This window comes from Ensifer sp. NM-2 (assembly GCF_003024455.1).
GTDB lineage: Bacteria > Pseudomonadota > Alphaproteobacteria > Rhizobiales > Rhizobiaceae > Ensifer > Ensifer canadensis.
Window position 1 is genome coordinate 209,892 of sequence record NZ_PVZR01000008.1, and the last position, 13,895, is coordinate 223,786.

The 13,895-nt window shown below is 61.6% G+C and carries 16 protein-coding genes; 8 read left to right on the forward strand and 8 right to left on the reverse strand.

The genetic code is table 11. The features are described from left to right. Positions 1–130: 130 nt before the first annotated feature. Genes dprA through C6558_RS18120 form a run of 4 tightly spaced genes read right to left on the reverse strand, consistent with a single transcriptional unit; the run spans position 131 to position 4,151 of the window. Positions 131–1,282 (reverse strand): DNA-processing protein DprA, encoded by a 1,152-nt coding sequence (gene dprA, locus C6558_RS18105; RefSeq protein WP_057226514.1) that lies wholly within the window; start codon positions 1,280–1,282, stop codon positions 131–133. Then, the gene (plsY, locus tag C6558_RS18110) at positions 1,282–1,893 is read right to left on the reverse strand and encodes a glycerol-3-phosphate 1-O-acyltransferase PlsY (protein WP_025426617.1); all 612 of its coding nucleotides are present in this window, start codon (positions 1,891–1,893) and stop codon (positions 1,282–1,284) included. The genes dprA and plsY overlap by 1 nt, the downstream gene beginning before the upstream one ends. 27 nt (positions 1,894–1,920) lie before the next feature. Next, positions 1,921–3,213 carry a dihydroorotase gene (locus C6558_RS18115; protein ID WP_025426618.1) on the reverse strand — a complete coding sequence of 431 codons (1,293 nt, stop codon included), beginning with the start codon at positions 3,211–3,213 and terminating at the stop codon, positions 1,921–1,923. Further along, the gene (locus C6558_RS18120) at positions 3,210–4,151 is read right to left on the reverse strand and encodes an aspartate carbamoyltransferase catalytic subunit (RefSeq protein WP_025426619.1); all 942 of its coding nucleotides are present in this window, start codon (positions 4,149–4,151) and stop codon (positions 3,210–3,212) included. Before C6558_RS18120 ends, C6558_RS18115 begins: the two co-directional genes overlap by 4 nt. A 157-nt stretch (positions 4,152–4,308) precedes the next feature. Between C6558_RS18120 and C6558_RS18125 the strand changes: the two genes are divergently transcribed. Beyond that, a complete protein-coding gene (locus C6558_RS18125; RefSeq protein WP_025426620.1) occupies positions 4,309–5,961 on the forward strand; it encodes an acyl-CoA dehydrogenase family protein in 1,653 nt (550 codons plus the stop codon). On the opposite strand, the gene C6558_RS18130 is transcribed toward C6558_RS18125, so the two are convergent. Continuing rightward, positions 5,943–6,878 carry an AEC family transporter gene (locus C6558_RS18130; RefSeq protein ID WP_107027584.1) on the reverse strand — a complete coding sequence of 312 codons (936 nt, stop codon included), beginning with the start codon at positions 6,876–6,878 and terminating at the stop codon, positions 5,943–5,945. The genes C6558_RS18125 and C6558_RS18130 overlap by 19 nt on opposite strands. Positions 6,879–7,117: 239 nt before the next feature. Here C6558_RS18130 and C6558_RS39940 point away from each other — a divergent pair, with 239 nt between their 5' ends. Continuing rightward, on the forward strand, positions 7,118–7,273 hold the full coding sequence (locus tag C6558_RS39940; protein WP_156407888.1) for a hypothetical protein: 156 nt from the start codon (positions 7,118–7,120) through the stop codon (positions 7,271–7,273). Continuing rightward, entirely contained in the window at positions 7,270–7,614 is a 345-nt protein-coding gene (locus C6558_RS18135; protein ID WP_025426622.1) for a DUF6105 family protein, read from the forward strand. The genes C6558_RS39940 and C6558_RS18135 overlap by 4 nt, the downstream gene beginning before the upstream one ends. Here C6558_RS18135 and ruvX read toward each other — a convergent pair. Then, a complete protein-coding gene (gene ruvX / locus C6558_RS18140) occupies positions 7,557–8,045 on the reverse strand; it encodes a Holliday junction resolvase RuvX (protein WP_025426623.1) in 489 nt (162 codons plus the stop codon). The genes C6558_RS18135 and ruvX overlap by 58 nt on opposite strands. A gap of 82 nt (positions 8,046–8,127) precedes the next feature. Between ruvX and C6558_RS18145 the strand changes: the two genes are divergently transcribed. The 4 genes from C6558_RS18145 to C6558_RS18160 all read left to right on the forward strand — a co-directional run bounded on the left by C6558_RS18145 (position 8,128) and on the right by C6558_RS18160 (position 11,413). Then, positions 8,128–8,832 (forward strand): metal-dependent hydrolase, encoded by a 705-nt coding sequence (locus tag C6558_RS18145; RefSeq protein ID WP_025426624.1) that lies wholly within the window; start codon positions 8,128–8,130, stop codon positions 8,830–8,832. Between the two features lie 110 nt (positions 8,833–8,942). Next, on the forward strand, positions 8,943–9,230 hold the full coding sequence (gatC, locus tag C6558_RS18150; RefSeq protein ID WP_025426625.1) for an Asp-tRNA(Asn)/Glu-tRNA(Gln) amidotransferase subunit GatC: 288 nt from the start codon (positions 8,943–8,945) through the stop codon (positions 9,228–9,230). A gap of 70 nt (positions 9,231–9,300) precedes the next feature. Further along, positions 9,301–10,782 (forward strand): Asp-tRNA(Asn)/Glu-tRNA(Gln) amidotransferase subunit GatA, encoded by a 1,482-nt coding sequence (gatA, locus tag C6558_RS18155; RefSeq protein WP_084814298.1) that lies wholly within the window; start codon positions 9,301–9,303, stop codon positions 10,780–10,782. 127 nt (positions 10,783–10,909) lie between these two features. Then, the gene (locus C6558_RS18160) at positions 10,910–11,413 is read left to right on the forward strand and encodes a GNAT family N-acetyltransferase (protein WP_025426627.1); all 504 of its coding nucleotides are present in this window, start codon (positions 10,910–10,912) and stop codon (positions 11,411–11,413) included. 89 nt (positions 11,414–11,502) lie between these two features. Here C6558_RS18160 and C6558_RS18165 read toward each other — a convergent pair whose 3' ends face one another. After that, positions 11,503–11,757 (reverse strand): YjhX family toxin, encoded by a 255-nt coding sequence (locus C6558_RS18165; protein WP_025426628.1) that lies wholly within the window; start codon positions 11,755–11,757, stop codon positions 11,503–11,505. Between the two features lie 172 nt (positions 11,758–11,929). Further along, positions 11,930–12,241, reverse strand: a complete 312-nt coding sequence (locus C6558_RS18170) for a DUF1294 domain-containing protein (RefSeq protein WP_025426629.1) — start codon at positions 12,239–12,241, stop codon at positions 11,930–11,932. A 149-nt stretch (positions 12,242–12,390) separates the two neighbouring features. Here C6558_RS18170 and gatB point away from each other — a divergent pair, with 149 nt between their 5' ends. Then, positions 12,391–13,893, forward strand: a complete 1,503-nt coding sequence (gatB, locus tag C6558_RS18175; protein ID WP_025426630.1) for an Asp-tRNA(Asn)/Glu-tRNA(Gln) amidotransferase subunit GatB — start codon at positions 12,391–12,393, stop codon at positions 13,891–13,893. Positions 13,894–13,895 lie beyond the last annotated feature (2 nt).

Here is a 13,895-nt window from a genome sequence, read left to right on the forward strand (position 1 = left end):
GCGTTATGCAGCCATTGCGAGAATAGATAATTATATCTCTTTCCGATTGAGTCGCTCGTGTTTTCTTCGTATCTGCGAATGTGCTTTTGTGTTGCCGGTTGCCGACTGGATCGTGCGCAAACAAGAAGTTTTATTGCTCCGCATTGAGCGACACCAGTCCGCCAGCATGGCGGCTGAGGCGTCCGGCAAGGTCAAGCTCGAGCAGCACGAGGTAGACTTCCGCTGCAGGCTGTCCAGTGTGGCGGATGACATCGTCGATTTCGGCCGGTGTCGGGCCGAGCGCGTCGATGATCGTTGCCCGGTCGCCGTCAGCGAGCGGCACCGGCTGTCTCGACGGGGCTGCATGGCCGGGCTCTTCGGCCCCTGCCGCCAAGGGCAGCCTGTATTGGCTGAGAGGCGCAAGGGCGTCGAGAACATCGTCCGACGTCGTCGTGACGATCGCGCCCTGTTTGAGCAGATCATTGGTTCCGTGGCAGCGTGGGTCGAGCGGCGAGCCGGGAACGGCAAATACCAGTCGGCCGAAATCGGCGGCGTAGCGGGCCGTGATCAGTGAGCCCGAGCGGTTGGCTGCCTCGACGATCGCCACGCCGAGACTGATGCCGGCGATCAGACGGTTGCGCCTCGGGAAATCGCGAGCCCGCGGCTCCCAGCCGAACGGCATTTCGCTCACGGCCAGGCCCTGGCCTGACATGATATCGTTGAGCAGCCCGACATTTTCCGGTGGATAGGGTCGGTCGATACCGCCCGCAAGCACCGCGATCGTTCCGCTTTCCAGGCTTGCTCGATGGGCGGCGGTGTCGATGCCGCGCGCCAGCCCTGACGTGATCACATAACCGGCACGACCGGCATCGCGCGCGATCATCGCTGCGAACTTGGCACCGCTGACCGAGGCGTTGCGCGAGCCGACGATGCCGAGAGACGATCGTGCCGCGGCGTCGAGGTTGCCTTTGACCGCCAGAAGCGGTGGAGCGCCATCGATCTGGCGAAGGGCGAAAGGATAATTTGGTTCGCCGATACCGACGAAGGTCGCGCCGAAGCGGTGCGCTATTTCGAGCTCCCGTTCCGCTTCGGCGATAGTGGCGACGCGGAACGTCCGCGCCCCGGCGCCGCGCCGCGATAGTTCGGGCAAGGCGTCAAGTGCGGCGTCAGCCGTGCCGAAGTGATTGATGAGATCGCGGAACGTTACGGGGCCGACATTATCGCTGCGGATCAGCCGCAGCCAGGAAATCTTCTGTCGTTCGGTCAGTGCAACTCCGGTTCGCTTTGCACTGACGTTCAACATTATCCCTTGTCTCCGATCCTGCTTTCGGTGCCCGCGATGAGCCGCTGGATATTGGCGCGATGTTTCACCCATGTAATCAGGGTCATGACCGCAAACAGCAGGGCGACTTTCTCGTGTCCTGTCAGGTAGAGTACAACCGGAATGACTGCAGTTGCAACCAGCGCCGATAGCGAAGAGTAACGGCTAATTTTCGCCATCGCCAGCCAGATCGCCGCAAAGACGAGAACCATCCAGGGCACGAGGCCCAGCAGCACGCCGATATAGGTAGCGACGCCCTTGCCGCCCTTGAAGCCGAGCCAGACCGGGTAGAGATGGCCGAGGAAGGCGGCAAGACCTGCGGCGATACCGGCTTCGACACCCCAAAGCGATGCGATAGCGGCTGCCGCCGTGCCTTTCAGGGCGTCAAGCAGCAGGGTTGCCGCGGCAAGCTTCTTGTTGCCGGTTCGCAGGACATTGGTGGCGCCGATATTGCCCGAGCCGATCTTGCGAACGTCACCGAGGCCGGCCATGCGGGTCAGGATCAGCCCGAAGGGGATCGAGCCGAGCAGATAGCCGAAGGCAAGGCTCAAGGCTGTCGAAGGCAGTCCAAGCTGCCAGGAAAAAAGATCCACCGATTCCTCCCGCGCGACTGCTGTCGCTTATGCCGAATGCACAAGCTTGCCGGCAACATAGGTTTGCACAACCCGTCCGGTAAAGCGCGCATTTTCGAATGGCGTGTTCTTCGATCGTGAAACGATCGCTTCCTTGTAGAGGACCCAAGGCTCTTCGAGATCGATGACGGTGATGTCGGCCTTGGCACCCGGCTTCAGCGAGCCGGCATCAAGCCCGAAGATCGCCGCCGGACGCGTCGACATCGCGTCGATGAGGCGCATCAGCGGAACCTGGCCGCTGTTATGCAGGCGAAGCGCTGCGGCTAGCATCGTCTCGAGCCCGATCGCGCCATTTTCCGCGTCGGAGAAGGGCAGGCGCTTGGTGTCGACATCCTGCGGATCATGCGAGGAAACGATGATGTCGATGGTGCCGTTGGCAAGAGCTTCCGCCATCGCGACGCGGTCGTCCTCGCGGCGCAGCGGCGGCGAGAGCTTGAAGAAGGTCCGGTATTCACCGATGTCGTTCTCGTTGAGCGTCAGATGGTTGATAGAGATGCCGCAGGTGACGTTGGCGCCGCGGTTGCGGGCGGTCAGAACGGCTTCGGCGGATTCGGGAACCGAGATGTTGGCGGCGTGGTAGGCGGCCTTGGTGAGGCCGGCGATACGCAGGTCGCGCTCGAGCGGGATGATTTCCGCCTCGCGCGGCACACCGGCAAGACCGAGCCAGCTGGCAAGCAGGCCCTCGTTCATCACGCCGTTGGCGCCGAGATACTTGTCGCGCGTTTCGAGCGCGATCACCGCGCCGAACTCGCGGGCATAGGTCATGGCGCGGCGCAGCATCAGCGTATCGTGAATCGCCTTGCGTCCGTTGGTGAAGCAGACCGCACCTGCCTCCCGCAGCAGACCGAACTCGGTCATCTCTTCGCCGGCGAGACCCTTGGTCATCGCGGCCGCCGGATAGACATTGACGAGCGCCTTGTCGCGGGCCGTCTTCTGCATGAATTCGACAAGCGCGATGTCGTCGATGACAGGATCCGTGTCCGGCATCGAAATGAAGGAGGTCACACCGCCGACGGCTGCTGCGCGCGAGGCCGATTCGATCGTTTCGCGGTGCTCGGCGCCCGGCTCGCCGACGAAGACGCGCGCGTCGACGAGGCCCGGAACGGCCGTTAGTCCGTCGCAATCCTTGACGAAGGCGCCAACAGGCGTTCCCTGATTGAGGGCATCCTTGCCTGCGGCCAGGATACGGCCATCATCACCGACGATGATCGTGCCGGTTTCGTCGAGGTTGCGGGACGGATCGACGATGCGAAGGTTCCTAAGAACGAGCGGTCTGGTCATACGCGCGGCCCCTGGTTCTGCGAAAGAAGAAGCGTTTCCATCACCGCCATGCGCACGGCGACACCCATTTCAACCTGCTGCTCGATTACGCTCTGCGGCCCATCGGCGATTTCGGACGCGATCTCGACGCCGCGGTTCATTGGGCCCGGGTGCATGACGAGCGCGTCGTCCTTGGCTGCCTTGAGCTTTTCGGCATCGAGGCCGTAGTAGTGGAAATATTCGCGCACCGAAGGCACGAAGGAGCCGGCCATGCGCTCGCGCTGCAGGCGCAGCATCATCACCACATCTGCATCCTTCAGTCCCTCGGCCATCGAGTGGTAGACCTCAACGCCCATGTCGGCGATCCCAGAGGGAAGCAGCGTTGCCGGTGCGACGACCCGCACCCTCGCGCCCATCTGGTTGAGCAGAAGGATGTTGGAGCGGGCGACACGCGAATGCAGCACGTCGCCGCAGATCGCCACGATGATGCGCGAGAGCTTGCCCTTGATGCGGCGGATCGTCAGTGCATCGAGCAGGGCCTGGGTCGGATGTTCGTGCTGGCCATCGCCGGCATTGACCACGGAGCAGGAAACCTTGTGGGCCAGAAGTGCGGCCGCACCCGCGGACGAATGGCGCACGACCAGCACGTCGGGGTGCATGGCGTTGAGCGTCATCGCCGTATCGATCAGCGTTTCGCCCTTTTTCACCGACGAGTTGCCGACCGACATGTTCATCACGTCGGCGCCGAGCCGTTTGCCCGCTAGCTCGAAGGAGGATTGCGTCCTGGTGGACGCTTCAAAGAAGAGATTGATCTGCGTCATCCCTCGAAGGGTGGACGTCTTCTTCTCTCTCTGACGGGAGATCTTGACGGCTTCATCGGCACGATCGAGCAGGTAGGTGATATCCTGCTCCGTAAGACCTTTGATGCCGAGCAGGTGGCGATGCGGGAAAGTGGTCATGGGCCGCCCTTGCGCTCTGGAATGTGGCTCGCTCTATAAGACGTGACCCCCGGCACGGCAAGCGTTGCGCGGGCCCTTCCGCAGAAAACTTGGGTGCGGCATCCTATCTTTCCCTGGCCCCGTTTCGTGGTCGGCAAAGTTGCGCTAGAACCGGCCCATGAATCAGATGAACCGGACCGAACAGAAACTCGCCGAGCTGAACCAGCCCAAGCCCTGGTCCGGCATCAATGCCTATCGTTCCGATCCGCTGGTCGTGGACATCACGTCGGGCATGCCGAAGGCCCTGCGCGACGAGTTCGGTACGCTCGGGCGCTACGTGACCTCGCCGGAGGCGCAGGAACTCGCGCGCATGGCGAACGAAGGCGTACCGAAGCTGAAGACGCATGGCCCACGCGGCGAGCGCCTCGATGTCGTCGAGTTCCATCCGGCCTGGCATGCGCTGATGCGACGCTCCATGACCTCGGGCCTGCACGCATCCGCCTGGGAGAACCTGCCTGACGAGCGCAATCAGTCGCACAAGACGCGGGCGATCCGTTTCTACCTGACGGCCCAGCTGGAATGCGGCCATCTTTGCCCGCTGACGATGACAAGTGCATCGCTTGCCGCGATCACCGCCTCGCCCGCCGTGCAGAAGGAATGGGCGCCGAAGATCCTGTCGCGCAAATACGATTCGTCCAACAAGCCGTGGATGCAGAAGTCTGCCGTTACCGTCGGCATGGGCATGACGGAAAAGCAGGGCGGCACCGATGTGCGCGCCAACACTTCGACCGCAGAGCGTGTCGGCGAGGGTATCTACCGCCTGAACGGCCACAAGTGGTTCATGTCGGCGCCGATGAGCGACGCCTTCGTCATGCTGGCGCAGACCCGCGACGGGCTCGGCTGCTTCCTTGTACCGAGGCTGCTTGAAGACGGGAGCGCCAACGGCCTGCGCTTCCAACGCCTGAAGGACAAGCTCGGCAACCGCTCCAACGCATCCTCCGAAGTCGAGTTTTCCGACACATTCGGTTTCGTGCTCGGCGCGCCCGATGCCGGTATCCGCACTATTCTCGACATGGTGACGCTGACGCGTCTCGATTGCGCGCTGGCGTCCGCCGGCATCATGCGGGCATCGCTCGCCGAGGCCGTCCACCACACGCGTGGCCGCAAGGTTTTCGGCAAGCCGCTCGTCGGCCAGCCGATGATGACCCGGGTCCTCGCCGATATGGCGCTCGACGTCGCCGCCGCCAGTGCCCTGTCGTTCCGCCTCGCCGATGCCTTCGACAAGGCGCACGGCAGTGCCGAAGAGGCGGCCTATGCGCGCATCATGACGCCGGTCGCAAAATACTGGTGCTGCAAGATCGCCCCGGCGCTGATCTATGAAGCGATGGAATGCCTCGGTGGCAACGGCTACGTCGAAGAGCGGGCGCTGGCGCGGCATTATCGCGAGGCGCCGGTCAACGCGATCTGGGAAGGCTCGGGCAACGTCATGGCGCTGGATGTGCTTCGCGTTCTGCTTAAGCGCAAGGATCTCTTCGAACAGCTGTTTGCCGTGCTGAGCCGCGATCTCGGGCCTGCCGGTCGCAAGACGATCGACGTGCTGCGTGCGGCGATGTCGCTCTGCGAGCGCGACGAAGGGGCCGCCCGCATGCTGGTCGAGCAACTGGCTCTGGCAGCGGCGGCTGCCGAACTCTATCGGCTCGGGGCCGGCCGCATCGCCGACGCCTTCCTCGAATCGCGCCTTGCCGCCGGCTGGCGGTCCACCTACGGCATGCTCGATTCGCGCTTCGATTCGGCCTACATCCTCGACCTGCTCTATCCGGCCGCCACATAGGCGGTCACCGACAGCACCAGCGGGATCGTGAAGAAGGAGACGACGGTCTGAACCGTCGCCACCGCCGCGTAGAGCTCTGCGTCGCCGCCCATCTGTTTGGCGAGCAGATAGCCGTTCATCGCGGTCGGAACGGCAGCGTCGAGCGCAATGACGCACAACGCATCGCCGCGGATGCCGAGCAGGAAGCTGGCACCCACCATGAACACCGGCATCATGATCAGCTTCAGGAAGACTGCCAACATCGCCGATCCACTCGGCTTCAGTGCGTCCGACACCCGCAATCCGGCACCGACCATAACGAGCCCGAGGCTGAGCGAGGCGCTTGCCAGCATGTCGATGGTCGTCATCACCGGCCCGTAGACAGTTATGCCCATCCGGTTGAACACGATGCCCAGCACCGATGCGACGATTAACGGATTGGTAGCGATCTTGGCAAAGAAACGCCGGAAATCCCGGTTGCCGCCCCCGAACCAAACCAGCACGCCGACGTTGTAGAGATTGATCGGGATGATCACGAGGGTCATCACCAGCGCCGTCAGCGTCAGCCCGATCGGTCCATAGAGTTTCTGTGCGATCGCCAGTGCCATGAAGCCGTTCCACCGCGTCGCCGTCTGGAAGACCGAGGTGAAGGAGGCGCCCGAAACCTCTCTGTTTCGAAACAGCGGCCAGAGGAAGAGGACAAAGATCGACATCAGGCTGACACTGCCGATCGTGGCGATCGCCGTGGCGTCCGCCTTCATGCCGGAAAAATCGGCCTGGGCCAGCGTGGAGAACAAGAGGGCGGGGAAGAGAATGTAATAGCCGAACTGTTCGAGGCCCAGCCAAAGGTTCTGATCGACCAGCGTCGTGCGTTTCAGCCATGCGCCGAGCAGCACCAGAAGGAAGATGGGAAGGATACTTTCAAAGACGATGATCATGACGGGGCCTGAGCGGGAGAGGAGCCCACCGTTACTGCATAATCCCTCGAGCCGGAATCAATTTAAGACGAAATCGCGCCGTGCGTTTCAAGCTTTGCAGCGCCTTGGCGGGTCGGGCTGGCTGCAGTCGGACAGGAGCCTGTGAAAATTAACCTTAACAAGTGGTTTACATTGCGTGACCGCCGGCGAGCGTGGACAGTGGTTGGGTAACGCAAAGAGATCCGGAAGGGAGCGGTTCGGTGAGAACTGGTCTTTTGATCATCATGATGATGTTTTTCGCCGGACTGGCGCTCGATATCGTGGTTCCCGCAATGGTTCTGCTTGCCTTGGTACTGGCAGACCGCGCGATCTATCCATTGTTCTATCGACGCATATCGGAAAGGGGGGCCGCATGAAGTGGTTTCTGATCCTGTGGGCATGCCCCGTCATGTTTTTGGCCGCCTGGTACGGCCTTTCCTACTACGACATGAGCTTCGGATTCTTCATGCTGACGCGCCAGACCCATGACCTGGTCTTCCAGGTCTACGGCAACGTGCTCGGCATTCCGCCGGAAAGCATTCCGCCGCTCGTCGCCCGCGCCATCATTGTCGACAGCTTCATCGTTTTCGGCATCATCGCCTTCCGCAAGCGTCGTGAGCTTGCAGTCTGGTATCGCCGCTGCTTTGGTGCAGTGGCCGCTCAGTCGGCCGAAGCGCCGTCCCTGGCAAGGGACGCCAGCCTGTCGAGCGCCCCTTGAAGAATGAAGGATGCGGCAGCCGAGTCGATGCGCTCGGCCCGCTTCTTGCGTGATACGTCCATTTCAATCAGCACCCGTTCGGCCGCGACGGTCGAAAGCCGCTCATCCCAGTAGACGAAGGGCAGGGGCGTCTTCTCGACCATGTTTCGCACGAAAGCGCGGGTCGCCTGACACCGGGGCCCTTCGCTGCCGTCCATGTTGACCGGCAGGCCGATGATAAGGGCCGCAACCCGTTCCTTCTCGGCCACTGCCAGAAGCGTCACCGCATCGATGCCGAATTTGACCCGCCGGATCACCTCGCGCGGCGTTGCGATCCGGCGTCCAAGGTCGGACACCGAGATGCCGATCGTCTTGGTGCCGAGATCGAGGCCGGCGATGGCCTGGTTGGGCTGAAGCTGGCTCGCGAGCTCTTCGATGGTCAGAATTGTCATTTGATTTGCCGATTCGATCTTTGCAGGTGTTCGATCCGTTCCATATAGCTGGTCCAAGGCGCAAATCATCTGGGAGAATGTCATGAAGATCAAATGGCTCGGCCATTCCGCTTTCCACATCGAAACGGCAACGTCGAAGATCCTGATCGATCCCTTCTTCACCGGCAACCCGGCCTTCCTCGACAGCGAGCGCAAGGAGGTGACGACCGGGCTCACCCATATTCTGCTGACGCACGGTCATGGCGATCATGTCGGCGACACCGTCGCAATCGCCAAGGAAACGGGAGCCGTGGTCGTTGCGAACTTCGATCTCTGCATGTGGCTTGGGCGCCAGGGCGTTTCGGCGATGGAGCCGGGCAACACCGGCGGCACCATTCATCTCGCCGGCTTTTCCGCCACTTTCGTCAATGCGCTGCATTCTTCGGCACAGATTACCGAAGACGGCGTTTCGCATTCGCTCGGCAGTGCTAACGGCCTCGTTCTGCATTTCGAGGATGAACCGACGCTCTACCATATGGGCGACACGGACATCTTTTCGGACATGGCTCTGGTAGAGGAATTGCACCAGCCGGAGATCGGCCTCGTTCCAATCGGCGACCGGTTCACCATGGGAGGCGCCGTGGCCGCACTTGCCTGCCAGCGCTATTTCAAGTTCTCGACCGCCATTCCCTGCCACTACGGATCCTTCCCGATCATCGATCAGACGCCGGAAAACTTCGTCGTCGGCATGGACAGCGCCTCGACCAAAGTGGCAACACCGGCCGTCGGTGGCGTAGTGACCGTCTGACGGCGAAGGCCGTCAGCACCGCGGCAGGCGAGCGATCGGGCGATTCCCCCGTTGCGCGCCTCGCCGCGCACCATTATAGCGGGGGAAAGTTCCAGATACCGGAGACGACCATGTCCGTAGACCTTGCCACCGTGAAGCGCGTCGCGCGCCTCGCCCGCATCGCCGTCAGTGAAGATGAAGCCACGCGAATGGTGGGCGAAATCAACGGCATCCTTGGTTTCGTCGAGCAACTCTCCGAAGTGAATGTCGATGGCGTAGAACCGATGACGTCGGTGACGCCGATGGACATGAAGAAGCGCCTTGACGTCGTGTCCGATGGCAGCAAGGCCGACGATATCGTTGCCAATGCTCCCAATACCGATCGCAACTTTTTCCTCGTCCCGAAGGTCGTCGAATAATCCGACCACCTGCCGCCCCGGCGTCCCTGATTGCGCCCGGCGTCCCTGATTGCGAAAGTCCGATTTCATCATGACCGAACTCACCAGCCTTACGATCGCCGAAGCCCGCACCAAGCTTGTCGCCAAGGAAATCACCGCCGTTGAACTGACCGACGCCTATATCGCGGCGATCGATTCCGCCAATGAAGCGATCAATGCCTATATCGCCGTCACGCCGGACAAGGCGCGCGAAATGGCCAAGGCATCGGACGCGCGCATCGCGGCCGGCAAGGCCGGCGCGCTCGAAGGCATTCCGCTGGCCATCAAGGATCTGTTCGGTACCGAAGGCGTGCACACGCAGGCCTGCAGCCACATTCTCGATGGTTTCGCCCCGCGCTACGAATCGACCGTGACCCAGAACCTCTGGAACGACGGCGCCGTGATGCTCGGCAAGCTCAACATGGACGAGTTCGCCATGGGCTCCTCCAACGAAACCTCTTACTACGGTGCCGTGAAGAACCCCTGGCGCGCCAAGGGCTCCAACCTCGATCTGGTCCCGGGCGGCTCGTCGGGCGGCTCGGCCGCTGCCGTCGCCGCGCATCTGTGCGCCGGTGCGACCGCAACCGATACCGGTGGCTCCATCCGTCAGCCGGCCGCCTTCACCGGCACCGTCGGCATCAAGCCGACCTATGGCCGCTGCTCGCGCTGGGGCGTCGTCGCCTTTGCGTCGTCGCTCGATCAGGCCGGCCCGATTGCCCGTGACGTGCGCGACGCCGCGATCCTTCTGAAGTCGATGGCAAGCGTCGACGCCAAGGACACGACCTCCGTCGATCTGCCGGTGCCGAACTACGAAGCTTCGATCGGACAGTCGATCAAGGGCATGAAGATCGGTATTCCGCGCGAATACCGGGTAGACGGCATGCCGGAAGAGATCGAAGCCCTGTGGCAGCAGGGTATCGCCTGGCTTAAGGATGCCGGTGCCGAGATCGTCGACATCACGCTTCCGCACACCAAATACGCGCTGCCGGCTTACTACATCGTCGCTCCGGCCGAAGCGTCTTCGAATCTTGCCCGCTACGATGGCGTCCGCTACGGCCTGCGCGTCGACGGCAAGGACATCGTCGACATGTACGAGAAGACCCGCGCAGCCGGCTTCGGCCAGGAGGTCAAGCGCCGCATCATGATCGGCACCTATGTGCTTTCTGCCGGCTATTACGACGCCTACTACCTGCGCGCCCAGAAGGTTCGCACGTTGATCAAGCGCGACTTTGAACTCGCTTTCCATGCGGGCGTCGACGCGATCCTGACGCCGGCGACACCGTCCTCCGCGTTCGGCATCGCCGACGAGGATCTCGCATCGGATCCGGTCAAGATGTACCTCAACGACATCTTTACGGTGACGGTCAACATGGCCGGCCTGCCGGGCATCGCCGTTCCCGGCGGCGTCGATCACAAGGGCCTGCCGCTTGGTCTGCAACTGATCGGCAAGCCGTTCGAGGAAGAGACCCTCTTCAAGACCGCCCATGTGATCGAGCAGGCAGCCGGTCGTTTCGCGCCCACCAAGTGGTGGTAAAACGCTAACGGCGCAGCACCGCAAGCGTGCTGCGCCGCGATCGCCGCGACTGGTGTGTCAGCCAGCGTCCTTGACGCGTCACACATGACGCGCGACGCTTCAGTGACGCGGAGAGGGGGGCCGCGCCATGCCCGTGATCCGTCATGCTCGAGAGGATGAGGTTGGTGCTCTCACGGCCGTAGGCCTTCGCGCCTGGGAAGGGGCGATTGTCGGCCTTGCCGATGTCGGTCGGATGAGGCGCCTGGCGGAGAACGCCTTTGGCGATTTTCTTGCCAATCATTGGCTCTCCGTTTCGCTGATCGAAGTTGATGGCCGGCCGCGTGGCTGGGCCGCTCGCGAGAACTTCGACGAGATGATCTCCGATCTGTGGATCGAGCCGGAAGCCCAGAGGCGGGGGCTCGGCGGTCGTCTGCTCGCCGACATTGAGCTTCGCATCTCAAACGACGGCTTCGACGCAGCGAAAACCAAGACGCACGCCAAGAACACAGCAGCCATCGGCTTCTTCCGCAAACACGGCTACGGGGTCACCTGGCTGTCGACCTCCTATGCGCCCAAGCTTGATCGCGATGTCGAGTACATCGGGCTGGGCAAGCCGCTTGCTGTTACCGATCTCGGCCTTTACGGCCGCTAGGTGATAAGAGATACGATCCCTAATCGCGGCATACCGTAAGGGCTGGAGAAAATGCCGGGCGATACCCGGCATCCTCATGGTTTCGCCGATCAGCGATTGTTGAGTTCCGACCGGACCAGGCGCAAGCCCCGCTCGGTGATGCGATAGGGTTTGCCGGCCGATGACGAGATCGCTTTCTTGCGCTTCAGCTTGCGGAAGAGTTCGAGGTCGAAGCCCGGATAGACCCATCCGTCGCGCGTGAAGCATCTGATGTCGATGATCGTCTTGTCGTCGCGGGTAATTTCGATACGGCCGCCTTGGGCCAAATGATGAAGAATGCGCTGCTCAGCGCGTGAGATATCCATATCTGAATGTTCCGGAATAGCGTTCGTGAGAACGCAGAAAAACGTTCCGCAAATCTTGGGAAAAGCGGGGTTACGTTTCCGGCCCGTGCGCGCAATCTATGAGAAAGCGGGCAGGGGCCTTACCGGGACTCAGACGATGTGAACATCAAAACTCCATTCGAACGAACGCTTCCTAGAAGAGACCGACGAAAGCGTCAATATATCCGCTCGCAAAGATTGCGCAGGCAACCGCCACAATCATCTGGAACAGGACGATCAGAATGAGATGTGTTCGAAACGGCTCCTTGCGTGTCTTGTGCCTGAAGACCTGGCGACCGGCCATCGCACCGATGCTGCCGCCGAAAAATGCCGATTGCAGCAACGTCCGCTCGCTGATGCGGCGCCAGCCTGATCGCGCCGCGTGCTTGTCGTACCAGAATTGGCAGAAGCTCGTGATGTTGATCGCGACAAGGAAACACAGGAGACTGGCAGCGGTGAGGGCCATGTCCACCTTTTGCCATAGCGACCGCTAAGCGGCGGTTAAACCGTGCGCCACGTCATCGCGGGGCGGCTGATCGCGCCTAACAACTTGCACCATTGCGGCAATTGCTCTACCGAGAAACCAAGAATTCAGGCTTCAAAGAAGAGCATGATATGAGCATTGTCGACGTCCGCACTCCCGATTCCAAACGCTTCATCCCTGGCGCCACTGGCGACTGGGAGGTTATCATCGGCATGGAGGTCCATGCCCAGGTGCTTTCCAATTCGAAGCTGTTCTCGGGTGCATCGACCGAATTCGGCAAGCCGGCGAACGCCAACGTGTCGCTTGTCGATGCGGCCATGCCTGGCATGCTGCCCGTCATCAACGAGGAATGCGTCAGGCAGGCGGTCCGCACCGGCCTCGGTCTCAAGGCCGTGATCAACAACCGCTCGATCTTCGACCGCAAAAACTACTTCTATCCCGACCTGCCGCAGGGCTATCAGATCTCGCAGTTCAAGGATCCGATCGTCGGCGAAGGCAAGATCATCATTTCCGTCGGGCCTGATCGCCAGGGCCAGTTCGAAGACGTCGAGATCGGCATCGAGCGCCTGCATCTCGAGCAGGATGCCGGCAAGTCGATGCACGACCAGCATCCGTCGATGTCCTATGTCGACCTCAACCGCTCCGGCGTGGCGCTGATGGAAATCGTCTCAAAGCCCGACATGCGGTCGTCCGACGAGGCCAAGGCCTACATGACCAAGCTGCGTTCGATCGTGCGATACCTCGGCACCTGTGACGGCAACATGGACGAAGGTTCGATGCGCGCCGACGTCAACGTTTCGGTCCGTCGCCCCGGCGAAGGTTTTGGCACGCGCTGCGAAATCAAGAACGTCAACTCCATCCGCTTCATCGGTCAGGCGATCGAATATGAAGCGCGCCGTCAGATCGGAATTCTGGAAGACGGCGGCTCTATCGACCAGGAAACGCGCCTGTTCGACCCGAACAAGGGCGAGACACGCTCCATGCGGTCCAAGGAAGACGCGCACGACTATCGCTACTTCCCGGACCCGGACCTGCTGCCGCTCGAATTCGACCAGGCCTTCGTCGATGCGCTGAAAGCCGACCTGCCGGAACTGCCTGACGACAAGAAGGAACGCTTTGTCAGCGCCATGGGCCTGTCGGTCTATGACGCCTCGGTGCTCGTTTCCGAAAAGTCGATTGCCGACTATTTCGAGGCTGTGGCCGAAGGCCGTGACGGCAAGATCGCTGCAAACTGGGTCATCAACGACTTGCTCGGCGCCTTGAACAAAGCCGGCAAAGCTATTGAAGAGACTCCGGTTTCCCCTGCCCAGCTCGGCGGCATCATCGATCTCATCAAGGCGGAGACGATTTCCGGCAAGATCGCCAAGGACCTCTTCGAAATCGTCTGGAACGAAGGCGGAAATCCTGCCGAGATCGTTGAAGCGCGTGGCATGAAGCAGGTAACAGACACCGGCGCCATCGAGAAGGCGGTCGACGAGATCATCGCCGCCAACCCGGACCAGGTTGCCAAGGTGCAGGCAAAGCCTTCGCTCGCTGGCTGGTTCGTCGGCCAGGTGATGAAGTCGACCGGCGGCAAGGCTAATCCGCAGGCCGTTCAGGCACTGGTCAAGGCCAAGCTCGGCATCGAGGAATAAAC